This is a genomic window from Ensifer sp. ENS08 (assembly GCF_014852195.1).
In the GTDB taxonomy this organism is placed as follows: domain Bacteria; phylum Pseudomonadota; class Alphaproteobacteria; order Rhizobiales; family Rhizobiaceae; genus Ensifer; species Ensifer adhaerens.
The window spans coordinates 26,979-47,729 of the sequence record NZ_JACVBF010000015.1 but is presented as its reverse complement, the minus strand read 5'-3'; the positions used below and the strand labels follow the sequence as shown (position 1 = coordinate 47,729).

Annotated in this window: 20 protein-coding genes; 11 read left to right on the top strand and 9 right to left on the bottom strand. The window is 63.7% G+C overall.

The window, feature by feature from the left end:
- Nucleotides 1–114 precede the first annotated feature (114 nt).
- The 3 genes from modA (at nt 115) to modC (ending at nt 2,841) form a co-directional block, all read left to right on the top strand.
- Nucleotides 115–906 carry a molybdate ABC transporter substrate-binding protein gene (gene modA / locus IB272_RS25675; RefSeq protein ID WP_060581244.1) on the top strand — a complete coding sequence of 264 codons (792 nt, stop codon included), beginning with the start codon at nt 115–117 and terminating at the stop codon, nt 904–906.
- Between the two features lie 163 nt (nt 907–1,069).
- A complete protein-coding gene (modB, locus tag IB272_RS25670) occupies nt 1,070–1,771 on the top strand; it encodes a molybdate ABC transporter permease subunit (RefSeq protein WP_034787131.1) in 702 nt (233 codons plus the stop codon).
- On the top strand, nt 1,768–2,841 hold the full coding sequence (modC, locus tag IB272_RS25665) for a molybdenum ABC transporter ATP-binding protein (protein ID WP_060581243.1): 1,074 nt from the start codon (nt 1,768–1,770) through the stop codon (nt 2,839–2,841). Before modB ends, modC begins: the two co-directional genes overlap by 4 nt.
- A 100-nt stretch (nt 2,842–2,941) precedes the next feature.
- Here modC and IB272_RS25660 read toward each other — a convergent pair whose 3' ends face one another.
- Nucleotides 2,942–3,343, bottom strand: a complete 402-nt coding sequence (locus IB272_RS25660; RefSeq protein ID WP_060517635.1) for a winged helix-turn-helix domain-containing protein — start codon at nt 3,341–3,343, stop codon at nt 2,942–2,944.
- Between the two features lie 185 nt (nt 3,344–3,528).
- Here IB272_RS25660 and IB272_RS25655 point away from each other — a divergent pair, with 185 nt between their 5' ends.
- The 6 genes from IB272_RS25655 to IB272_RS25630 all read left to right on the top strand — a co-directional run bounded on the left by IB272_RS25655 (nt 3,529) and on the right by IB272_RS25630 (nt 11,547).
- Nucleotides 3,529–4,860 carry an FAD-binding oxidoreductase gene (locus IB272_RS25655; protein WP_060581242.1) on the top strand — a complete coding sequence of 444 codons (1,332 nt, stop codon included), beginning with the start codon at nt 3,529–3,531 and terminating at the stop codon, nt 4,858–4,860.
- Between the two features lie 420 nt (nt 4,861–5,280).
- Nucleotides 5,281–6,513, top strand: a complete 1,233-nt coding sequence (locus tag IB272_RS25650; RefSeq protein ID WP_034787158.1) for a 3-methyl-2-oxobutanoate dehydrogenase (2-methylpropanoyl-transferring) subunit alpha — start codon at nt 5,281–5,283, stop codon at nt 6,511–6,513.
- 1 nt (nt 6,514) lies between these two features.
- Nucleotides 6,515–7,528, top strand: coding sequence for an alpha-ketoacid dehydrogenase subunit beta (locus tag IB272_RS25645; protein ID WP_034787163.1), 1,014 nt, complete (start codon nt 6,515–6,517; stop codon nt 7,526–7,528).
- 1 nt (nt 7,529) lies between these two features.
- Entirely contained in the window at nt 7,530–8,828 is a 1,299-nt protein-coding gene (locus tag IB272_RS25640; protein WP_060581241.1) for a dihydrolipoamide acetyltransferase family protein, read from the top strand.
- A gap of 7 nt (nt 8,829–8,835) precedes the next feature.
- Nucleotides 8,836–10,230: a dihydrolipoyl dehydrogenase gene (lpdA, locus tag IB272_RS25635; protein WP_060517473.1), complete on the top strand. Its 1,395-nt coding sequence runs from the start codon at nt 8,836–8,838 to the stop codon at nt 10,228–10,230.
- Between the two features lie 135 nt (nt 10,231–10,365).
- Entirely contained in the window at nt 10,366–11,547 is a 1,182-nt protein-coding gene (locus IB272_RS25630) for an acetyl-CoA C-acyltransferase (protein WP_060581240.1), read from the top strand.
- A 99-nt stretch (nt 11,548–11,646) separates the two neighbouring features.
- On the opposite strand, the gene purU is transcribed toward IB272_RS25630, so the two are convergent.
- From purU to hmgA, 5 genes are all read right to left on the bottom strand, one after another.
- Entirely contained in the window at nt 11,647–12,531 is an 885-nt protein-coding gene (gene purU, locus IB272_RS25625; protein ID WP_034787183.1) for a formyltetrahydrofolate deformylase, read from the bottom strand.
- Nucleotides 12,532–12,729: 198 nt separating this feature from the next.
- Nucleotides 12,730–13,368, bottom strand: coding sequence for a maleylacetoacetate isomerase (maiA, locus tag IB272_RS25620; protein WP_060581239.1), 639 nt, complete (start codon nt 13,366–13,368; stop codon nt 12,730–12,732).
- A 20-nt stretch (nt 13,369–13,388) separates the two neighbouring features.
- The gene (locus IB272_RS25615; RefSeq protein ID WP_060581238.1) at nt 13,389–14,414 is read right to left on the bottom strand and encodes a fumarylacetoacetate hydrolase family protein; all 1,026 of its coding nucleotides are present in this window, start codon (nt 14,412–14,414) and stop codon (nt 13,389–13,391) included.
- Nucleotides 14,415–14,483: 69 nt separating this feature from the next.
- The gene (locus tag IB272_RS25610) at nt 14,484–15,353 is read right to left on the bottom strand and encodes an MBL fold metallo-hydrolase (RefSeq protein ID WP_060581237.1); all 870 of its coding nucleotides are present in this window, start codon (nt 15,351–15,353) and stop codon (nt 14,484–14,486) included.
- The gene (hmgA, locus tag IB272_RS25605) at nt 15,350–16,717 is read right to left on the bottom strand and encodes a homogentisate 1,2-dioxygenase (RefSeq protein ID WP_060581236.1); all 1,368 of its coding nucleotides are present in this window, start codon (nt 16,715–16,717) and stop codon (nt 15,350–15,352) included. Before hmgA ends, IB272_RS25610 begins: the two co-directional genes overlap by 4 nt.
- A gap of 176 nt (nt 16,718–16,893) precedes the next feature.
- On the opposite strand from hmgA, the gene IB272_RS25600 reads away from it, so the two are divergent.
- Nucleotides 16,894–17,358: a MarR family transcriptional regulator gene (locus tag IB272_RS25600; RefSeq protein WP_060581235.1), complete on the top strand. Its 465-nt coding sequence runs from the start codon at nt 16,894–16,896 to the stop codon at nt 17,356–17,358.
- A 4-nt stretch (nt 17,359–17,362) separates the two neighbouring features.
- Here IB272_RS25600 and IB272_RS25595 read toward each other — a convergent pair whose 3' ends face one another.
- Complete coding sequence (locus IB272_RS25595; RefSeq protein WP_034787199.1) at nt 17,363–17,842, bottom strand: Lrp/AsnC family transcriptional regulator; 480 nt, start codon at nt 17,840–17,842, stop codon at nt 17,363–17,365.
- Nucleotides 17,843–17,973: 131 nt separating this feature from the next.
- Between IB272_RS25595 and hppD the strand changes: the two genes are divergently transcribed.
- A complete protein-coding gene (gene hppD, locus IB272_RS25590; protein WP_060517457.1) occupies nt 17,974–19,086 on the top strand; it encodes a 4-hydroxyphenylpyruvate dioxygenase in 1,113 nt (370 codons plus the stop codon).
- 158 nt (nt 19,087–19,244) lie between these two features.
- On the opposite strand, the gene IB272_RS25585 is transcribed toward hppD, so the two are convergent.
- Nucleotides 19,245–20,201: a glycosyl hydrolase gene (locus IB272_RS25585; RefSeq protein WP_060581234.1), complete on the bottom strand. Its 957-nt coding sequence runs from the start codon at nt 20,199–20,201 to the stop codon at nt 19,245–19,247.
- 23 nt (nt 20,202–20,224) lie between these two features.
- Nucleotides 20,225–20,740 carry a DUF995 domain-containing protein gene (locus tag IB272_RS25580; protein WP_034787207.1) on the bottom strand — a complete coding sequence of 172 codons (516 nt, stop codon included), beginning with the start codon at nt 20,738–20,740 and terminating at the stop codon, nt 20,225–20,227.
- Nucleotides 20,741–20,751 lie beyond the last annotated feature (11 nt).

The window sequence follows — 20,751 nt, the reverse complement described above, 5'->3', positions numbered from 1 at the left end:
ACGGGTATTACGCTAGCCCTTTTGAGGAGCATTGTATTTCAACAGATACAACGGTAATCAGGAGGCGATATCGTTGTATCCTAAGAGATATCACGCATCGTTGGAGGGAAATCGATGATCAAGAGAAGAAACTGGCTGAAGGGACTGGTGCTGGCGCTCGGCCTCGCCTGGGCCGGCGCAAGTGTTCTGCCGGCGTCCGCACAGGCGGAAGAAAAGGTGACGGTCTTTGCGGCTGCGAGCCTGAAGAACGCGCTCGATGCGATCAATGCCGAGTGGCAGAAGGAAAGTGGCAAGGAAACGACCGTTTCCTACGCGGCCAGCTCGGCACTGGCCAAGCAGGTGGAACAGGGCGCGCCCGCCGACGTCTTCATCTCTGCCGACCTCGCCTGGATGGACTACCTCGCCGAAAAGAAGCTGATCAAGGACGACACCCGCGCAAACCTGCTCGGCAACCGCATCGTGCTCGTCTCCGGCAAGCAGGACGCTGCCCCGGTCGAAATCAAGCAGGGCTTCGATCTCGCTGGCATTCTCGGTGACGGTCGCCTTGCCATGGGTGCCGTCGATTCCGTTCCGGCCGGCAAGTACGGCAAGGCTGCGCTCGAAAAGCTCGACGCCTGGAAGGCCGTGGAGGCCAAGGTCGCCGGCGCTGAAAGCGTTCGTGCCGCCCTCCTGCTCGTTTCGCGCGGCGAAGCGCCGTACGGCATCGTCTACCAGACCGATGCCGCGGCAGACCCGGGCGTCAAGGTCGTCGGCACCTTCCCGGAAGACAGCCATCCGCCGATCATCTACCCGATCGCGATCACGGCCGAGAGCAAGAGCCCTGATGCGGCGGCCTACATCGACTTCGTCAAGTCGGCAAAGGCTGCTGAACTCTTTGAAAAGCAGGGCTTCACAGTCCTGAAGTAGCCGGCTGAAATAGGCGCTAGTGCCGTCTGTCCAGAGGCAGGCGAAGCATCTAACGTCATGTTCGCGACGCCCGCGCCCAAACGCGGGCGACGCGAACATTTGTCAGAGGCATAGGGGGCAGACAGCCGCGTCCCACAAGCCTCGTATTGGGGAGCGATATCCATTGGACTGGCTTGCAGTGAGCGATGCGGAATGGACGGCGATCCTGTTGAGCCTGCGTGTCGCAACCGTCGCAATGATCTGCAGCCTGCCCTTCGCACTCGTGGTCGCCATGCTGCTTGCCCGCGGGCGCTTCTGGGGCAAGACACTGCTGAACGGCCTCGTTCATCTGCCGCTGATCCTGCCGCCTGTCGTCACCGGCTTCCTGCTGCTCCTGCTTTTCGGCCGCCGCGGCCCGCTCGGCGCCTTCTTCGCCGATTATTTTGGCCTCGTCTTTTCCTTCCGCTGGACCGGTGCTGCCCTGGCCTGCGCCGTCATGGCCTTCCCGTTGATGGTGCGCAGCATCCGCCTGTCGATCGAGGCGGTCGACCGCAAGCTCGAGGACGCAGCGACCACGCTCGGCGCGAGCCCCCTCTGGGTCTTTGCCACCGTCACGCTGCCGCTGATCATTCCCGGCATCATCGCCGGCATGATCATCGCCTTTGCCAAGGCGATGGGCGAGTTCGGCGCCACGATCACCTTCGTCTCCAACATTCCCGGCGAGACGCAGACGCTTTCGGCCGCCATCTACACCTTCACCCAGGTGCCCGGTGGCGATGCCGGCGCCATGCGGCTGACAATCATTTCCGTCATCATTTCCATGGCCGCGCTGATCCTCTCGGAACTGCTGGCGACATTTGCCGCGCGCCGGGTGGCAGCCCAATGAGCCTTACCGTCGAAGCTCATCATCAACTCGGAAATTTTGCGCTCGACGCCGCCTTCACCTCGGATGGAGGCGTGACCGCACTGTTCGGCCGCTCCGGCTCCGGCAAGACCTCGCTCATCAACATCATCGCCGGGCTTCTGAAGCCCGAAAGCGGACGTGTCCTGCTCGATGGCGACGTTATCGCCGACAGCGAGAGGAGAATCTTCACGCCGGTGCATCGCCGGCGCTTCGGCTATGTCTTCCAGGAGGCGCGGCTGTTTCCGCATTTGAGTGTACGCCGCAACCTCGCCTATGGCCGCTGGTTCGCCGGCAAGAGCGGCACCGGCAATGAGTTTATCCGCATCGTCGACATGCTCGGCATCGGCCATCTGCTCGATCGGAGCCCGTCGGCTTTATCCGGCGGCGAGCGCCAGCGCGTCGCGATCGGACGGGCGTTGCTCGCGGCACCGCGGCTGCTGCTGATGGACGAACCGCTCGCCGCCCTCGACGAGGCGCGCAAGGCGGAGATCCTGCCCTATCTCGAACGGCTGCGCGACGATGCGCGCATCCCGATCGTCTATGTCAGCCATTCCGTCAGCGAAGTCGCCCGGTTGGCCCGGCGCGTGGTCGTGCTCGAAAGCGGTCGGGTCACCGCATCGGGCGCGGCCGCCGAGGTGTTGAGCGCGCCCGCCGCAACGCTTGCCACCGGCAGGCGCGAGGCCGGTGTCCTGCTGGAGGGCGAAGTCGAGGGAACCGATCCGGTGCACGAACTGACGACCGTCCGGGTCGGACGGGAACGGCTGCGCATCGCCGGTGTCAGCGCGACGGCCGGCGTCAGGCTTCGCCTGCACATAGCCGCCCGCGACGTCATGCTGGCGACCTCAAGGCCAGTGGAAATCAGTGCGCTCAATGTGCTCGAAGGGCGCATTCTGACGCTGACATCGGAGGAGGATGGCAGCGTCGATGTCCGGGTGACTTGCGGCGATGCGACGATTGCCGCCCGCATCACCCGCTTTTCCTGCGACGCGCTGCAGCTTGTTCCCGGCAAGACCGTCTATGCCGTCATCAAGTCGGTCGCGATCGATCACTAAAGCCTGTCGCATGAAAACGCATTCGCGCGCCAGGCTCTAAGCTCTTGTTTTTATGCATGTCGTTGCCGCGATACCGCTGCACACTTTTGCGCGACATGCATTAGGCCTTTTTGGAAACAGCCTCGGCCGTATCGAACGCTGGTGTATCGCTGCTCCGAACGGATTCGAGCCAGGCCAAATCCTCGCCGATCGCAAGGCGTGCCTTCTCCTCCATCTCGCGGTAGCGCCGGATAAGCTCTTCGCCGAACGGCGTCACCAGGGCTCCGCCACCCTGCTTGCCGCCGCGCTGTGATTCTACCGAAGGCTCGCTGAACATCCGGTTCAGGGCATCGACCAGCAGCCAGGCGCGGCGGTACGACATGTCCATCGCCCGGCCGGCGGCGGAGATGGAGCCGGTCTCGCGGATCAGTTCGAGCAAGAGGATCTTGCCGCGGCCGAGCCGGTCGGCGGGCGGAAAATCGATGCGCAGGACGGGGCGAAGATCGGGGCGGCTCTCACTCATGCGCGCGAGCATAGAAGCACGCGCAAAATTCCGAAAGACCGTCTCGCGGCGAACCGGACGGGTTGGCGATAAAAGATTGCCAACAACCGAGCGCCGGCCGACGACGGCCAGATTGCAGGTCTTGATCTCGCGGCGGCGGCATGCACCGATGACCGCGACACCTCCTGCCCGAAAGTGCCCTCCCCATGCCCGGTCCCACGCTCGATCCCATCGCCACAGACACCACCCTGCCCGCCAGGGCTGACGTCGTCATCGTCGGCGGCGGCATCATCGGCGTCAGCACCGCCCTCTTCCTTGCCGAACGCGGTATCGACGTCGTGCTCTGCGAGAAGGGTACGCCCGGCGCCGAGCAATCGAGCCGCAACTGGGGCTGGGTTCGGGTGATGGGCCGTGACGAGCGCGAAATCCCGCTGGCGATCGAGGCGCTGAAGATCTGGGACACGCTCGACGCGCGCATCAATGGCGAGACCGGCTTTCGCCGCAGCGGCATCCTCTATGTCTCCGAGAATGAGCGCGACATCGCCAATCGCGACGCCTGGCTTGCCATGGCCCGACCCTACGGCGTCGACAGCGTGCAACTCAGTTCCGACACGACAGAGGCGATGATGCCGGGCGCCGCCATCCGCTACCAAGGCGGGCTCTTCACGCCGAGCGACGGCCGGGCAGAACCGCAGAAGGCGGTGCCCGCGATTGTCGCCGGTGCACGCCGCGCCGGTGCCCGTATCCTGACGGGCTGCGCCGTGCGCGGGGTCGAAAAGGCAGCGGGCCGGATCTCCGCCGTCGTCACCGAGAGAGGCCGCATCGAGACGTCGACCGTCATCGTCGCCGGCGGCGCCTGGTCCAGGCTCTTTCTCAAAAGCCTCGGCATCCGGCTGCCGCAGCTGAAGGTGCGGAATACGGTGTTGAGAACCGGGCCGGTCTCCGGCGGTCCGGAAGGGGCCGGCGCAACCGCGACCTATGCCTATCGCAAGCGCCTCGATGGCGGTTACACGATTGCCGACGGTGCCGCCAACCTGCACGCGGTCGTGCCCGACAGCTTCGCATTCTTCCGCGATTTCCAGCCGGCGCGAAAGGCGGAGGGCGATGCCGTGCAGGTGGGCATCAACGCCCAGAGCTGGAACGAATTGTTCGAGATCGGCACCGTCCCGCTCGACCGGCCCGGCGCCTTCGAGCGCCACCGCGTGCTCGATCCCAATCCGGATTCGCGGCGCGCCCTGCGGGCCCTCGACGCCGCCGGCAGGGCCTTGCCATTCCTGCGCAAAACCAAGGTGCAACAGATATGGGGAGGACTGATCGATGTGATGCCCGATGCCGTCCCCGTCATCTCACCCGCCGAAACCGTTCCGGGCCTCATTGTCGCGACGGGTTTTTCCGGCCACGGTTTTGGCATCGGGCCTGGCGCCGGACACCTCGTCGCCGACCTCGTAACGGGCGAGAAACCGATCGTCGATCCGACGCCATTCCGGCTCTCGCGCTTCCTCGATGGAACGCCGATCACCATCGCCCCGCCGGTCTGAACGCTACCGCCGACGGATCGCCGCGAAAGAAAATTACCGGCAACGACCGGCAGGAAGGTGAACGACACAACGCGTGGGCGCACTCCCGGCAGGATTCTATCTTTCTTCGCCTGCCCCTGCCCCGCAACACGGAAAGACCTTCATAAGCCCCGGAACTCGTGGCAGTCTGTGAGCATTCCCGTCGGGAGAGCGGGGGCTTTTAGGAGGAGTCTGTGCAGACCTTGGGCGGAGGAGCCTTGCCGGTCACATTGCACGTCCTCGTACACCTCAGGCCCATCGTTATCCCGTCCCAGAGCATTTCCAGCGAGGGTCCTAGCGCCTTTGCGTCCGGAAATGCGTGAGAACAGAAATGAAGAGCGGTTCGACTCGAACCGATCTTGATTTGGTGCACTGCGCACTCCGGAGGAGGCCGGAAACCGCATGAGCGATCTCGATCGACTTAGCCTGCATGTCCCCGAACCCGCCGTTCGGCCCGGCGGCCAGCCGGATTTCTCCAACGTCAAGATCCCGAAGGCCGGCTCCGTGCCGCGCCCGGAGGTGGACGTCGCGCCGGAAGAGATGCGCGACCTCGCCTATTCGATCATCCGCGTCTTGAACCGCGACGGCGAAGCGGTCGGCCCCTGGGCCGGGCTGCTTTCGGATGACGAGTTGCTCTCCGGCCTCAGGCACATGATGCTGCTGCGCGCCTTCGATGCGCGCATGGTCATGGCCCAGCGCCAGGGCAAGACCTCCTTCTACATGCAGCATCTGGGCGAAGAGGCCGTCAGTTGCGCCTTCCGCAAGGCGTTGGTGAAGGGCGACATGAACTTCCCGACCTATCGACAGGCCGGTCTTCTGATCGCCGACGGCTATCCCATGGTCGAGATGATGAACCAGATCTTCTCGAACGAGAGCGACCCTCTGCGCGGCCGGCAGCTGCCGATCATGTATTCCTCCAAGGAGCATGGCTTCTTCACCATCTCCGGCAACCTCGCCACCCAATATGTGCAGGCGGTCGGCTGGGCGATGGCGTCGGCCATCAAGCGCGACACCAAGATCGCAGCCGCCTGGATCGGTGACGGCTCGACGGCGGAATCGGACTTCCACTCGGCGCTCGTCTTTGCCTCCACCTACAAGGCGCCCGTTATCCTCAACATCGTCAACAATCAGTGGGCGATCTCGACCTTCCAGGGCATCGCCCGCGGCGGCTCCGGCACCTTTGCCGCCCGCGGCCTCGGCTTCGGCATTCCGGCCCTGCGCGTCGACGGCAACGACTATCTCGCCGTCTACGCCGTCGCCAAATGGGCGGCCGAGCGTGCAAGGCGCAATCTCGGCCCGACCCTGATCGAATACGTCACCTACCGCGTCGGCGCCCATTCGACCTCCGACGATCCGAGCGCCTATCGCCCGAAGACGGAATCCGAGGCCTGGCCGCTCGGCGACCCGGTCCTGAGATTGAAGAAGCACCTGATTCTGCGCGGCGCCTGGTCGGAAGAGCGTCATGCGCAGGCGGAAGCCGAGATCACCGACGAAGTGATCCAGGCCCAGAAACAGGCCGAGGGCCACGGCACGCTGCATGCCGGCGGCAAGCCGTCGGTGCGCGATATCTTCGAGGGCGTCTATGCCGAGATGCCGCCGCACATTCGCCGCCAGCGGCAGAAGGCAGGATACTGATATGGCCAGAATGACAATGATCGAAGCCGTGCGCAGCGCCATGGATGTCTCCATGGAACGCGACGACAATGTCGTCGTCTTCGGCGAGGACGTCGGCTATTTCGGCGGCGTCTTCCGCTGCACGCAGGGGCTCCAGGCGAAATACGGCAAGACCCGCTGTTTCGACGCGCCGATCAGCGAAAGCGGCATCGTCGGCACGGCGATCGGCATGGCCGCCTACGGGCTGAAGCCCTGCGTCGAGATCCAGTTCGCCGACTACATGTATCCGGCCTACGATCAGATCACCCAGGAAGCGGCCCGTATTCGTTACCGCTCCAACGGTGATTTCACCTGCCCGATCGTCCTGCGCATGCCGACCGGCGGCGGCATCTTCGGAGGCCAGACGCACAGCCAGAGCCCCGAAGCGCTCTTCACCCATGTCTGCGGCCTGAAAGTCGTCGTGCCCTCCAATCCCTACGACGCGAAGGGGCTGCTGATCGCCTCGATCGAGGACCCCGATCCGGTGATGTTCCTGGAACCGAAGCGGCTGTACAACGGTCCCTTCGACGGCCACCATGACCGGCCAGTCATTCCCTGGTCGAAACACGATCTCGGCGAGGTGCCGGAAGGCCATTACACCGTTCCGATCGGCAAGGCGGAGGTCCGCCGAGAGGGCTCCGCCGTCACCGTCGTCGCCTATGGCACCATGGTGCATGTGGCGCTCGCGGCTGCCGAGGAAACCGGCATCGACGCCGAGGTAATCGACCTGCGCAGCCTCTTGCCGCTCGACCTCGATACGATCGTCAAGTCGGTGGAAAAGACCGGGCGCTGCGTCGTCGTGCACGAAGCGACGCTGACGTCGGGCTTCGGCGGCGAAGTGGCCGCCCTCGTGCAGGAGCACTGCTTCTACCATCTCGAAGCGCCCGTCGTGCGCGTCGCCGGCTGGGACACGCCCTACCCGCACGCGCAGGAATGGGACTATTTCCCCGGCCCCGCGCGCGTCGGACGCGCGCTCGTCGAAGTGATGGAGGCCTGACATGGGCGAATTCGTAATCAAGATGCCCGATGTCGGCGAAGGCGTGGCCGAGGCTGAACTCGTCGAATGGCATGTGAAGCCCGGTGACCCCGTGCGCGAGGACATGGTGCTCGCCGCCGTGATGACCGACAAGGCGACCGTCGAAATCCCCTCGCCCGTCACCGGCACCGTGCTCTGGCTCGGCGCCGAGGTGGGCGACACCGTTGCGGTGAAGGCGCCGCTCGTGCGCATCGAAATATCAGGCGAAGGTGAAACGGCTGCTCCCGTGGAAGAGAAGCCTGTCGCGAAGGTGGAAGAAAAACCCGCAGTGAAGACTGAGGCGCCCGCGCCGGTCTCCAAGCCGGCCCGGCCCGCCAAGGTCGAGGTCAAGGCACCGACCACGAACGGTGTCCACGCCAACGGCGCACATGCCGCCGGCGAACGATTGGAGAAGGCCCTTGCCTCGCCGGCGGTGCGCCTGCGCGCCAAGGAAAGCGGCGTCGATCTGCGCCAGGTGACTGGCACCGGTCCGGCCGGCCGCATCACCCATGATGACCTCGACCAGTTCATCGCCCGTGGCGCTCAGCCGGCGCTTGCGCCGGCCGGCCTGCAGCGCAAGACCGCCGTCGACGAGATCAAGGTAACCGGCCTTCGCCGTCGCATCGCCGAGAAGATGTCGCTTTCGACCTCGCGCATTCCCCACATCACCTATGTGGAAGAGGTCGACATGACGGCGCTCGAGGACCTGCGGACGACGATGAACCGCGACCGCAAACCCGACCAGCCGAAGCTAACCGTCCTGCCCTATCTGATGCGCGCGCTCGTGCGCACCATTGCCGATCAACCCGCCGTCAATGCCACTTTCGACGACGGCGCCGGCATCATCAGCCGCCATCACGGCGTGCATATCGGCATCGCGACGCAGACCCCGGCCGGCCTCACCGTTCCGGTCGTGCGCCATGCCGAAGCCCGCGGCATCTGGGATTGTGCCAACGAGCTCAATCGCCTGGCGGACGCTGCCCGCACCGGCACGGCCACCCGCGACGAGCTCACCGGATCGACCATCACCATCTCTTCGCTCGGCGCGCTCGGCGGCATCGTCTCCACGCCGGTCATCAACCATCCGGAAGTCGCGATCATCGGCGTCAACAAGCTCGCTGTCCGCCCGGTCTGGGATGGCACGCAGTTCGTGCCGCGCAAGATCATGAACCTTTCCTCGAGCTTCGATCACCGCGTCATCGACGGGTGGGATGCGGCGGTCTTCGTGCAGCGGCTGAAGACCCTGCTCGAAACGCCGGCGCTTATTTTCGTGGAGGCCTGAGGCGATCATGAAGGAAATTTCCTGCAAGCTGCTCGTCATCGGCGCCGGCCCCGGCGGCTACATCTGCGCAATCCGCGCCGGCCAGCTCGGCATCGACACGGTCATCGTCGAAAAGGCGAAAGCCGGCGGCACCTGCCTCAATGTCGGCTGTATTCCCTCCAAGGCCCTCATCCACGCGGCGGAAGAGTTTCATAAGCTGCGCTCGGCCGCTTCCGGCCGCAGCCCGCTCGGTCTGTCGCTCGCCAATCCGACAATCGACCTCGCCCGCACCATCGCCTGGAAAGACGGCATCGTCGGACGGCTGAACGGCGGCGTCATCGGCCTTTTGAAGAAGGCGGGTGTCAAGGCGGTGATCGGCACCGCCCGTTTCGTCGACGGCAAGACCGTCGATGTCGAGACCGAGATCGGACTGCAGCGCATCCGCGCCGAGACGATCGTCATTGCCACCGGCTCGGCGCCGGTCGAGCTGCCCGACCTGCCTTTCGGCGGGTCGATCATTTCCTCGACCGAGGCCCTGTCGCTGAAAAGTGTGCCGAAGAGCATCGCCGTCATCGGCGGCGGTTACATCGGTCTCGAACTTGGCACCGCTTTCGCCAAGCTCGGCAGCCACGTGACCGTACTCGAAGCGCAGCCGCGCATTCTGCCGCTCTATGACGCCGATCTGACGAAACCGATCGCCAAGCGTCTCGGCGAACTCGGCATCGAGGTCTTCACCCAGACGGTCGCCAAGAGCTACTCCGCCGAAACCGGCAGCCTGCAAGCCGAACACAACGGTCGCGCAATCGATGTCGCCGCCGAAAAGGTGCTGGTCACCGTCGGCCGCAAACCCGTGACCGAGGGCTTCGGCCTTGAGGAAATCGACCTCGACCGCACTGGCCGCTTCATCCGCATCGACGACCAGTGCCGGACGTCCATGCGCGGCATCTATGCGATCGGCGACGTCACCGGCGAGCCGATGCTGGCGCACCGCGCCATGGCGCAAGGGGAAATGGTGGCGGAGATCGTCGCCGGTCACAAGCGCAGCTGGGACAAGCGCTGCATCCCGGCCGTCTGCTTCACCGATCCGGAGATCGTCACCGCAGGGCTGTCGCCCGACGAGGCGCGTGCGAGCGGCATCGAGATCAAGATCGGCCAGTTCCCCTTCCAGGCGAATGGCCGCGCCATGACGACGCTTGCCGAAGACGGTTTCGTTCGCATCGTCGCTCGCGCCGACAACCACCTGGTGCTCGGCATCCAGGCCGTCGGCCACGGCGTCTCGGAACTCTCGGCAAGCTTCAGCCTGGCGATCGAAATGGGCGCGCGCCTCGAAGACATCGCCGGTACGATCCATGCGCATCCGACGCAATCGGAAGCTTTCCAAGAGTCTGCGTTGAAGGCGCTGGGGCACGCGCTGCATATCTGACGTCGAGGGGCGGTTGGGGCAAAAGTGCCCCTCATCCGGCCTTCCGGCCACCTTCTCCCCGCCACGCGGGGAGAAGGACACACGCGGGGCACGCACTCGCGCCAACTATTGCCTTTTGCCGTATGGGAGAAAGACATGAGCAGAACTGACCCGATCGTCATCGTTTCGGCGGCCCGCACGCCAATGGGCGCCTTTCAGGGCAGCCTCAAGGATTTGACCGCACCGGAAATCGGCGCCATAGCGCTCAAAGCCGCACTCGATCGTGCCGGCCTTGATGCTGTCGACGAGGTGTTGATGGGCAATGTGCTGCCGGCCGGCATTGGCCAGAACCCGGCGCGCCAGGCAGCCCTTGGCGCCGGCCTCGGCAAGGAAACGCCATCGACGACCATCTCCAAGGTGTGCGGCTCTGGAATGAAGGCGCTGATGCTTGGCCACGATGCTCTGCTGTCCGGTAGCGCGTCGGTGCTTGCGGTCGGCGGCATGGAGTCGATGACCAACGCGCCCTATCTGCTGCCGAAAGCGCGCGGCGGCTTCCGCCTGGGTCATGGCGAAGTCAAGGACCACATGTTCCTCGACGGCCTCGAAGACGCCTATTCCGGCCGGCTGATGGGCACCTATGCCGAGGACACGGCCGAGCACTATCAGTTCTCGCGCGCCGATCAGGACGGCTTTGCGCTGCGATCTCTGGAGCGCGCAATCCGCGCAGCTGAGGATGGTTCCTTTGCCGCGGAAGTCGTGGCAGTCGCTGGCGCCGGCAAGCGCCAGACCGCCAATCTCGACCGCGACGAACAGCCGACCAAATCGGATCCGTCAAAGATCCCGAAGCTGAAACCCGCCTTCCGCGACGGCGGCAGCGTGACGGCCGCCAATTCGTCGTCGATATCAGACGGGGCAGCGGCGCTGATCCTGATGCGCGCCAGCGAAGCGGAAAAACGTGGGCTGACCCCGCTTGCTATCGTCGCGGGCCATGCGGGCCACGCCCAGGAGCCGGCCTGGTTCACGACCGCCCCGATTGGCGCAATCGACAAGCTGCTGGCAAAGCTCGCCTGGGAGAAGGGCAGCGTCGGCCTCTACGAAATCAACGAGGCCTTCGCCGTGGTGGCGATGGCGGCGATCCGAGACCTCGGCCTGTCGGACGAGATCGTCAACATCAACGGCGGCGCCTGCGCGCTCGGCCATCCGATCGGAGCATCCGGCGCCCGCATCATCGTGACATTGCTTCACGCCATGCGCGCCAAAGGCGTCAAGCGCGGCATCGCCTCGCTCTGCATCGGCGGCGGCGAGGCGACGGCGGTCGGGCTAGAGCTGTTGCAATAGCGTAGCGCGTTCCGGTCGCCTCGCGCTCCAACCTACGAGAAACGCCGCCGGTCGAACCGGCGGCGTTTCTCGTTTTCAGCATGCGATTTGCCTGACGCCTCACCCCATACGCTCGGAAGCATAGGAGCCCGGGCTCGGCGGGAAGACGACGACACGGTTGCCGTTGATGAAGCAACGGTTGTGGATATGGGCGTGCACCGCGCGCGCCAGCACCTGGCTTTCCACGTCGCGGCCGATCGAGACATAGTCTTCGGCGCTCTGGGCGTGGGTGATGCGGGCGATGTCCTGCTCGATGATCGGGCCTTCGTCGAGGTCGGCGGTGACGTAGTGCGCCGTCGCGCCGATCAGCTTCACGCCGCGCTCATAGGCCTGCTTGTAGGGGTTGGCGCCCTTGAACGACGGCAGGAAGGAGTGATGGATGTTGATGATGCGGCCCGACATCTTCTTGCAGAGCGCGTCGGACAGGACCTGCATGTAGCGGGCAAGCACGATCAGTTCGGCGCCGGTCTGGTCGACCAGTTCCAGCAGCTGGGCTTCCGCCTTCGGCTTGTTCTCCTTCGTCACCTTGATGCAGTGGAACGGGATATCGTGGTTGACCACCACCTTCTGGTAGTCGAAGTGGTTGGAGACGACACCGACGATATCGATCGGCAGTGCGCCGATCTTCCAGCGATAGAGCAGGTCGTTGAGGCAATGGCCGAAACGCGACACCATGAGCAGCACCTTCATGCGCTCCTCGCTGTCGCGGATCTCGGCGTTCATGTCGAAGCGCTTCACCACCGCTTCGAAACCTGCCTTCAACTCGTCGAGTTTTGCGCCTTCCTGGCTGATAAAGCTGAGACGCATGAAGAACAGGCCGGTTTCGAGGTCGTCGAACTGCGAACTGTCGGAGATATAACAGCCCTTTTCGGCGAGATAGCCGGTGATCGCGGCGACGATGCCACGGGTGGTCTTGCAGCTGACGTTCAGCACATAGCTTTTCATCGGTATGTCTCTCGCTCCAGAGGTTTTTCCGGCCCCCCTTATACGGCCAGTCATACAAAAACTAGCGCGGCCTTTTCGCCGCCGTCGATCCATTCGCGACATTCGCTTGACGGAACCGGCCAGAGAAGGCGGCCCGCAGGATGCGGGCGCGCCCGAAGGTGCAAGGAGAAGGGATCAAGCGAGAAGCCGCGTGGCCCCTCAGCGCGGCGTGCGGTCCGGGTGCGCGCGGGCGAAAGCCTCGATCTTCGCGCAGTTCTGGTCGATCGCGACCAGCCGCGGACAGGCCGAAAGATCGACGTCCCATCGGCGGGCATTGTAGACCTGCGGCACAAGGCAGAAATCCGCCATGGTCGGCATGTCGCCATGGCAGAAGCGCCCGGTCGCGAAATGGTCGAGCAACCGTTCGAAGGCGGCAAGCCCCTCGCCGATGAATTTGCGCATCCAGTTGCGCCGCGCCGCCTCGCTGTCCTCGGCATTGGCCATGATGTGGGACACGACGCTGAGATTGCAGACGGGGTGGATGTCCATGGCGATCGCATAGGACAGGCTGCGCACCCGCTGACGACCGATGGCGTCATCCGGCAGGAAGCCGGAGGTTGCCCGGGTCTCGGCGAGGTACTCGATGATGGCGAGCGATTGCGTGAAGCGCTCGCCATCGATCTCAAGGACAGGCACGAGCCCTTGCGGGTTGCGGACCAGATGGTCCGGCGCCTTGTGTGCCTTGGCAAGCAGGTCGACCGGCACAGAACGATAGCTTTCACCGAGGCTGTTGAGCGCGATGCGCACCCGATAGCTCGCCGACGAACGCCAGTAGTCGTAAAGGACGGTCTCGCTCATGCCTTGCCCGTTCGTGTCAGTCAGCCGTTTCCGACTGTGTTGTAAGCTTCGACGGTCTGCTCGATAGCTCCGAAGATGGAATGACCGGTTTTGTCCTTCATCTCGATGCGCACGACGTCGCCGACCCTCAGGAACTGGGTTTTCGGCGCACCGCCGGCGATCGTCTCGATCATCCGGAGTTCAGCGATGCAGGAATAGCCGGCACCGCCTTCCGCAACGGGCTTGCCCGGTCCGCCGTCGAGCTTGTTGGAAACGGTGCCCGAACCGATGATCGTGCCGGCGGAAAGCGGCCGGGTCTTGGCCGCATGCGCGACCAGCTGCGCAAAATCGAAGGTCATGTCGATGCCGGCATTGGCGCGGCCGAAGGGTTTGCCGTTGAGGTCGACTTGGAGCGGCAGGTGCAGCTTGCCGCCGTCCCAGGCGTCGCCCAGTTCATCCGGCGAAACGGCAACCGGCGAAAAGGCCGACGACGGCTTTGACTGGAAGAAACCAAAACCCTTGGCAAGCTCGGCCGGGATCAACCCGCGCAGCGACACGTCGTTGACGAGCATGACGAGCTGGATCGCCGCCCGTGCCTCGTCGATGGTCGCACCCATCGGCACGTCGTCGACGATGACGGCGACCTCGCCCTCCATGTCGACGCCAAAGGTCTCGTCGGCAAGCGGGATCGGATCGCGCGGCGCAATGAAGCTGTCGGAGCCGCCCTGGTACATCAAGGGATCGGTCCAGAAGCTTGAAGGCATCTCGGCATTGCGGGCCTTGCGCACCAGCTCGACGTGATTGACGTAGGCCGAGCCGTCGGCCCATTGGTAAGCGCGCGGCAACGGCGACAGCGCATCATGTTCATGGAAGCGGATCGTCGGCTGCGAACCGGTCTCGATCCCTTCGGCAACGCGCGCAAGCCGAGGGCCCGCATGCGCCCAGTCGTCGAGCGCTGCCTGCAGCGTGCGGGCGATGTGCCCGACCTCCGAGCAGCGGGTAAGATCGCGGGAGACGACCACGAGCTTTCCGTCGCGCGTACTGTCCTTGAGTGTCGCCAGTTTCATGCAGTCCTCCCTCTCAAACTTCTCATTGTTCCAGACCGAAGACCGCTTCGCGGCCGTCGCGGAATTTCTTTACGCGGACGAATCGTCCGCAATCTTCACAACAAGGCCGTCGATGGCGATCGTCAAGGCGCCCGCCCAGTTTTTGCGAGCCGCCGCAATCCAGTGGGCCTCAGATATCTCGGGGTCGTCGGCGGGGATGAGGTGATGCAGCACCAGCCGTCCGACGCCGGCGGCCGCCGCGATCGCCGCCGCCTGTTCGGCGAAACTGTGGCTCGCCAGCAGATGCTCCTTCAGCCGCGCGCCATTGCCGGTGCGCGCCACCAGCCGGTCGACGCCTTCGGCGAGCATCGCCTCATGCACGAGGATGTCAGCTCCTTTGGCGAAATCAGCAAGCAGCGGGAAATAGGCTGTATCGGACGAGAACACGACCGAGCCTTCCGCATCGTCGAACCGAAGCGCAAAGCAATCGGTCACCGGCGGATGGTCGACGCGCAGCGCCGAGAGCGTCAGGCCGTTCTCGGAGAAGATCTCGCCTTCCGAAAACTCGATGACCTCGACCAGCATCCGCAGGTCGGGCCGGCCCTCATCGACGATACGGATCTCGATGTCCAAGGCCATCGATTGCAGGAAACCCTGCCAATAGACGCGAGTGCCTGTGGGCCCGTAGACGCGTACCGGCTGCGACAACCCCGCGGTCCAGGCCGTGTGAATGAGCGGCCCGAGTTCCAGCACATGATCCGAATGCAGATGGGTAATGACGATCACGTCCAGCGTCTTCAGCGCCACACCGGCATCGGTCAGTCCGCGCGTGACGCCAAGGCCGCAATCGACGACAACAGTCCGGCCGCCGATTTGAAGCAGAGACGACGTCGGCCACGGGCCGCCCGGCCGGATCGCCGGACCGCCCTTGCTACCGAGCAAAACCAGGCGTGAACTCAAGACCAATCGCCTTCCGGCGTCCCGTTGAACCGCTTCTTGAGATCCGTCCAGCAGTCGATGTAATTGTCCTGCAACGTCTCCAGTTCGGCGGCGTAGCGGGTCAGTTGCTGCGGGAAGCGGGTCTCGAACATGAAGGCCATCGTATGGTCGAGCTTCACCGGTTTCAACTCGCTATTCGTCGCTTTGTCGTAGCCCGACGCATCGGGCCCATGCGCCAGCATCATGTTGTGCAGGCTCATGCCGCCAGGAACGAAGCCCTCTTCCTTTGCGTCGTAACGACCGTAGATCAGCCCCATGAATTCGCTCATGATGTTGCGGTGGTACCAGGGCGGACGGAAAGTGTGTTCAGCCACCAACCAGCGCGGCGGGAAGATAACGAAATCGATATTCGCCGTGCCCTCTTCGCCCGAGGGCGCCGTCAGCACCGTGAAGATCGACGGATCCGGATGGTCAAAGAGGATCGCGCCAACAGGCGAATAGGTCTTGAGGTCGTATTTGTAGGGCGCGTAGTTGCCATGCCAGGCGATGACGTCGAGCGGCGAATGGCCGATCTCGGTTACGTGGAAACCGCCGCACCACTTCACATGCACGCGGCAGGGCGTCTCCTTCTCCTCGAAGGCGGCGACCGGCGTCTTGAAATCGCGCGGATTGGCCAGGCAGTTTGCGCCGATCGGACCGCGATCCGGCAGCGTGAACTTGGCGCCGTAGTTTTCGCAAATATAGCCGCGCCAGACCTTCTCGTCGCCAAGCCGCGTCACCTTGAACATGGTGCCGCGTGGCACGATGCAGATCTCGGAGGGTTCGACGTCCATCTTGCCGAGCTCGGTGAACACCTGGATCGCGCCCATTTCCGGAACAATCAGCAGCTCGCCGTCGGCATTGAAGAAATAGTCGTCCACCATGTCGGCGTTCAAGGCATAGGCATGCGCTGCCATGCCCGAATGCGTCGGCGCATCGCCCGCCGTCGTCATCGTGCGGATGCCCTGCAGGAAGTTCAGCTTTTCCGTCGGCTCCGGCAGCGGATTCCAGCGCAACTGGCCAAGCGCCAGGGAATGCTCGGCGACATGCGGCGCCGTCTTCCAGTGCGGATAGTCGATTTTGTTGAAACGTCCGGTGTGGCGAACGCTCGGGCGGATGCGATAGAGCCAGGACCGCTCGTTGGTGCCGCGCGGCGCGGTAAAGGGGGAGCCCGAAAGCTGCTCGGCATAGAGGCCATAGGCACATTTCTGCGGGCTGTTCTGCCCTTGCGGCAGGGCGCCCGGCAGGCTCTCGGTCTCGAAATCATTGCCGAAGCCGGGCATGTAGCCAAGCGCTTCGTTGGCCTTAGCCTGTGTCCCGGCCTGTTTTCCTGCCTTGTCCAGCATCGTCGATCCTCCTCCTCATGGCGCCCTGCTTCGGCTTCGCGAAGCGACCTGTTCACAGGTCCGGCGCAATTCCAAATACCGCGGCGACGGCCTTTTCCCAGGGTGGACGCAGGCGTCGCCTTCGGCATATTAGTTGCAATCGTAACTATCGATTTTGTAACTATCAAGGATGCCCGATGGCCGCCGATGGCTTCGAACTCAATGCCTTCCTGCCCTATCGGCTGAACCGCGCCGCGGAATTCGTCGCGCTGCGCTTTGCCGCCCAGTACAAGGCGCGCTACCAGCTCACGCGCCCGGAATGGCGCACTCTGGCCGCCCTCGGCAGCACAAGCCGCCCGATGACGGCCACCGAAGTCGGCGCGCACTCGGCCATGCACAAGACCAAGGTCAGCCGCGCCGTCGCCTTGCTCGAAAAACGCCGCTGGCTGACGCGGCGCGAAGACGAAAACGACCGCCGCATCGAACATCTGGAACTGACGAAGACCGGCATCCGGGCCTATGGCGAATTGACGGAGCTCGCCGTCCGCTATCAGGCGGAACTCGACACGCTGATGGGGCCGGCCGGGATACAGGCGCTCGCCGTCGGGCTGGAAGCAGTGGAACGCGCTATCGGCAGGTTCGACCCTCCGCCCTCTGCCTGAGGCTTCAGCCCTTCATCCGCTCGGGGATCGGCACGCCCTCGAAGCTCTTCAAGGTTTCAAGCACGATCGACGTCTTCACATGCTGCACGCTGTCGTGCGGCAGAAGCACGTCGTTGACGAAGCGCGATAGCCCCGCAAGATCCGGCGTCACCACCCGCATGTGGTAGTCCATCTCGCCGGTGAGCGCATAGGCCTCCAGCACCTCCGGCAGGCCGGAAATGAGCTTGCCGAAGCGCTTGGCATTGTCGCGATTGTGGGTGGCGAGCGTGACCGAGATCACCACCATCAGATCGAGGCCGAGCTTCTGCCGGTCGATCTGTGCCTGGTAGCCGGTGATGTAGCCTTCCGCTTCAAGCCGGGTGCGCCGGCGCGAACATTGCGACGGCGAAAGCGCGATGCGTTCCGACAGTTCGTTGTTGGTCAGATGCCCGTCACGCTGCAATTCGCTGAGGATCTTGAGATCGAACCCGTCAAGCTGCTCCATTCGTGCATCCTAATACGCAATTTTGCATGTTTCGTGCGCCATTCTGTCTAAACCGCGCAAGAATACAAGCATCATGCATGGGAATTGCGTCATACTCCAGCAAAGTTTGGAAGAATAAGAGGAGACTTCCGATGGGCCCCTTCCCGCATGACGCCCCGCCGGCAACGATTACCGCTGACAATCCCGCCGGCACCGACGGCTTCGAGTTCGTCGAATTCGCCCATCCGGAACCGGAAAAGCTGGCCGAGCTCTTTACTCGCATGGGCTACAGCCCGGTCGCCAAACACAGAAGCAAGAACATCACCGTCTGGCGCCAGGGCGACATCAATTACATCCTGAACGCCGAGCCTGGCTCGCACGCCATGCGCTTCGTCGACGAACACGGCCCCTGCGCCCCGTCGATGGCCTGGCGCGTCGTCGATGCCAAGCACGCCTTCGAGCATGCAGTCTCGAAGGGCGCCATCCCTTACGAAGGCAAGGACAAGTGTCTCGATGTCCCGGCGATCGTCGGCATCGGCGGTTCGCTGCTCTATTTCGTCGAGACTTACGGTGCCAAGGGCTCGGCCTACGAGGCCGAATTCGAGTGGACCGGGGAGCGCAATCCGAAGCCCGAGGGCGTCGGCTTCTATTATCTCGACCACCTGACCCACAACGTCTATCGCGGCAATATGGACAAGTGGTGGGCCTTCTACCGCGAACTGTTCAACTTCACGCAGATCCACTTCTTCGACATCGACGGCCGCATCACCGGCCTCGTCAGCCGCGCGATCACCTCGCCCTGCGGCAAGATCCGTATCCCCTTGAACGAGTCCAAGGACGATACGAGCCAGATCGAGGAGTATCTGCGCAAGTACAAGGGCGAAGGCATCCAGCACATCGCCGTCGGCACCGAAGGCATCTACGATGCCACCGACAAGCTGTCGGACAATGGCCTGAAGTTCATGCCGGGGCCGCCGGAGACCTACTACGACATGTCTCACGACCGTGTGCACGGCCATGATGAGCCGATCGACAGGATGAAGAAGCACGGCATCCTCATCGACGGCGAAGGTGTCGTGAACGGTGGCATGACAAAGATCCTCTTGCAGATCTTCTCGAAAACCGTAATCGGCCCTATCTTCTTCGAGTTCATCCAGCGCAAGGGCGACGAGGGTTTCGGCGAGGGCAACTTCCGCGCTCTGTTCGAATCGATCGAAGCCGACCAGATCCGTCGCGGCGAACTGGGTCCGCAGGCGGCCGAGTAAGTCAGATCCGGCATCGGCCGGACCGCACCGCCCAATCAAATCAGCCTCTCGCCTCAAGCGAGGGGCTTTTTACTTTGGAGACCTGAGCCACCTGCAAGCCAGCCGGGCCCAGTGTACCCCCCAACGTACCCCAAGAGGGGCACGCATCGGCGAGAGCCTCAGTTCGTGGCGTCGTTGACCACCCGCCAGTTTGGCCGACCAAGGTCGTGCGGCCAATCGATGACGTCGCGGTCGTTGAAGTAGACGACCTCGGCGAGATTGGGGAACTGCGAATCCGCTTGCGTCGCGGCGTTCATCCAGGGCTGCACATAGGCCTGGCTGCCTTCCCATCCGAGCTCGGCCACCCAGATCGGCTTGTTGTATTTCGCGACCAGATCGTAGCCGGGTTTCAGTGCCTCGGTGAAGGTCTTCGGCGCGCCGTATTCGATCTTGTCAAACGGTTCGAGCCCGAAGACCGAGAGGCCGACGAGATCGACGTAGTCATCGCCCGGATAGTAGTCGACCAGGTTTGGCAGCCCCTTGGGCGACCACATGATCTGCGCTTTTGGCGCTTTCGCCCGCACGATGTCCATCGCGTGCCGGTAGGCCTTGATCCAGTCCTGGGGCTCCCAGCCGGCCCAGGAGAACCGCCCGGACGTATCTTCCATTTCCTGGCCCCAACGCACGATGACCGGGCTCTTCAGCCCGGCAATCGTGTTGGCGATTGCTTCCATGTTGGCGTCATACTCACCTCTGAGCATGCGGTCGCGAAGCTGCGTCGGCGTCAGTTTCCAGTCCAGCGACCAGGACCAGGGCTCGATGGTGATCAGCAGGTTGCGATTGCGCTGGAGCGCGTACTCGTCGGCGACCTGCAGGGAGGCAAGGTCCACGTCTTCCCAAGGCAGGAACAGGGCCTCGGTCGAGACATCGCTCTGGGCGCCGAAATCGCCATGCGGATCATAGGCACCGAACTTCGTTCCGCCCGGGTGAATGACCGGACGTTTATCGCTCATCGTCTGTTCTGCACTGGTCGCAGGATTGGCTTTCTCCTGCGCCAACGCGGATACCAAGCTTGCACTGAGATCCAGCTGGAGAGCCAGAGCCGTGCATAGCGCGAATGCCAATTTGCGTTTCATTTCATCCTCCTGCAGCAGAACGTCTATTTCTTGGCCAGGAACTGTTCCTTCAGCCGGAGTGCCTTGGCCGTGATGTTGTCGTGGGCGACGAAACGTTTGTACTCGTCACCGGCGCGGGGCTTGGCATGGCTGAAGACGTACCACTTCCCGTTGGGCACCTTGCGTTGATAGACCGTGTCGCCGATCCGGGCGTGACCGAAGCAGCTTCGGGCGTTGCCGGCATTGGCCGAGGTCGTCCAGGTGGCCTGCATGCACATCATGCCGAGGTCGCTGACGTACCAGTTGCCTTCGGCAAAGGAACGATCTCCCTTGCCCTTGTCGACGAACGCCACGAGCTTGCGCCCGTGGGCTTCGAACCGGGCACCGCCTGTCGACCACTCCCAGGTCTTGTTGCGGTAGAGCGAGTAGACCTCATAGGCGCTAAGCGGCTTTGGCTTGACTTCCATCTTCGCCTTGACCGGCTCGGCGCCGAAATAGACCGCGGCCGCTGCCAAAGGCACCAGCAGCGGGAGAGCTATGACTTTCAACGACCCTTTCATTGCATTTCTCC

What these genes read in the sequence shown, in the direction of transcription:
- modA (WP_060581244.1), top strand. Translation starts at nt 115, where the DNA reads ATGATCAAGAGAAGAAACTGGCTGAAGGGACTGGTGCTGGCGCTCGGC.
- modC (WP_060581243.1), top strand. Translation starts at nt 1,768, where the DNA reads ATGAGCCTTACCGTCGAAGCTCATCATCAACTCGGAAATTTTGCGCTC.
- IB272_RS25660 (WP_060517635.1), bottom strand. Translation starts at nt 3,343, where the DNA reads ATGAGTGAGAGCCGCCCCGATCTTCGCCCCGTCCTGCGCATCGATTTT.
- IB272_RS25655 (WP_060581242.1), top strand. Translation starts at nt 3,529, where the DNA reads ATGCCCGGTCCCACGCTCGATCCCATCGCCACAGACACCACCCTGCCC.
- IB272_RS25650 (WP_034787158.1), top strand. Translation starts at nt 5,281, where the DNA reads ATGAGCGATCTCGATCGACTTAGCCTGCATGTCCCCGAACCCGCCGTT.
- IB272_RS25645 (WP_034787163.1), top strand. Translation starts at nt 6,515, where the DNA reads ATGGCCAGAATGACAATGATCGAAGCCGTGCGCAGCGCCATGGATGTC.
- IB272_RS25640 (WP_060581241.1), top strand. Translation starts at nt 7,530, where the DNA reads ATGGGCGAATTCGTAATCAAGATGCCCGATGTCGGCGAAGGCGTGGCC.
- lpdA (WP_060517473.1), top strand. Translation starts at nt 8,836, where the DNA reads ATGAAGGAAATTTCCTGCAAGCTGCTCGTCATCGGCGCCGGCCCCGGC.
- IB272_RS25630 (WP_060581240.1), top strand. Translation starts at nt 10,366, where the DNA reads ATGAGCAGAACTGACCCGATCGTCATCGTTTCGGCGGCCCGCACGCCA.
- purU (WP_034787183.1), bottom strand. Translation starts at nt 12,531, where the DNA reads ATGAAAAGCTATGTGCTGAACGTCAGCTGCAAGACCACCCGTGGCATC.
- maiA (WP_060581239.1), bottom strand. Translation starts at nt 13,368, where the DNA reads ATGAGCGAGACCGTCCTTTACGACTACTGGCGTTCGTCGGCGAGCTAT.
- IB272_RS25615 (WP_060581238.1), bottom strand. Translation starts at nt 14,414, where the DNA reads ATGAAACTGGCGACACTCAAGGACAGTACGCGCGACGGAAAGCTCGTG.
- hmgA (WP_060581236.1), bottom strand. Translation starts at nt 16,717, where the DNA reads ATGCTGGACAAGGCAGGAAAACAGGCCGGGACACAGGCTAAGGCCAAC.
- IB272_RS25600 (WP_060581235.1), top strand. Translation starts at nt 16,894, where the DNA reads ATGGCCGCCGATGGCTTCGAACTCAATGCCTTCCTGCCCTATCGGCTG.
- IB272_RS25595 (WP_034787199.1), bottom strand. Translation starts at nt 17,842, where the DNA reads ATGGAGCAGCTTGACGGGTTCGATCTCAAGATCCTCAGCGAATTGCAG.
- hppD (WP_060517457.1), top strand. Translation starts at nt 17,974, where the DNA reads ATGGGCCCCTTCCCGCATGACGCCCCGCCGGCAACGATTACCGCTGAC.
- IB272_RS25585 (WP_060581234.1), bottom strand. Translation starts at nt 20,201, where the DNA reads ATGAAACGCAAATTGGCATTCGCGCTATGCACGGCTCTGGCTCTCCAG.
- IB272_RS25580 (WP_034787207.1), bottom strand. Translation starts at nt 20,740, where the DNA reads ATGAAAGGGTCGTTGAAAGTCATAGCTCTCCCGCTGCTGGTGCCTTTG.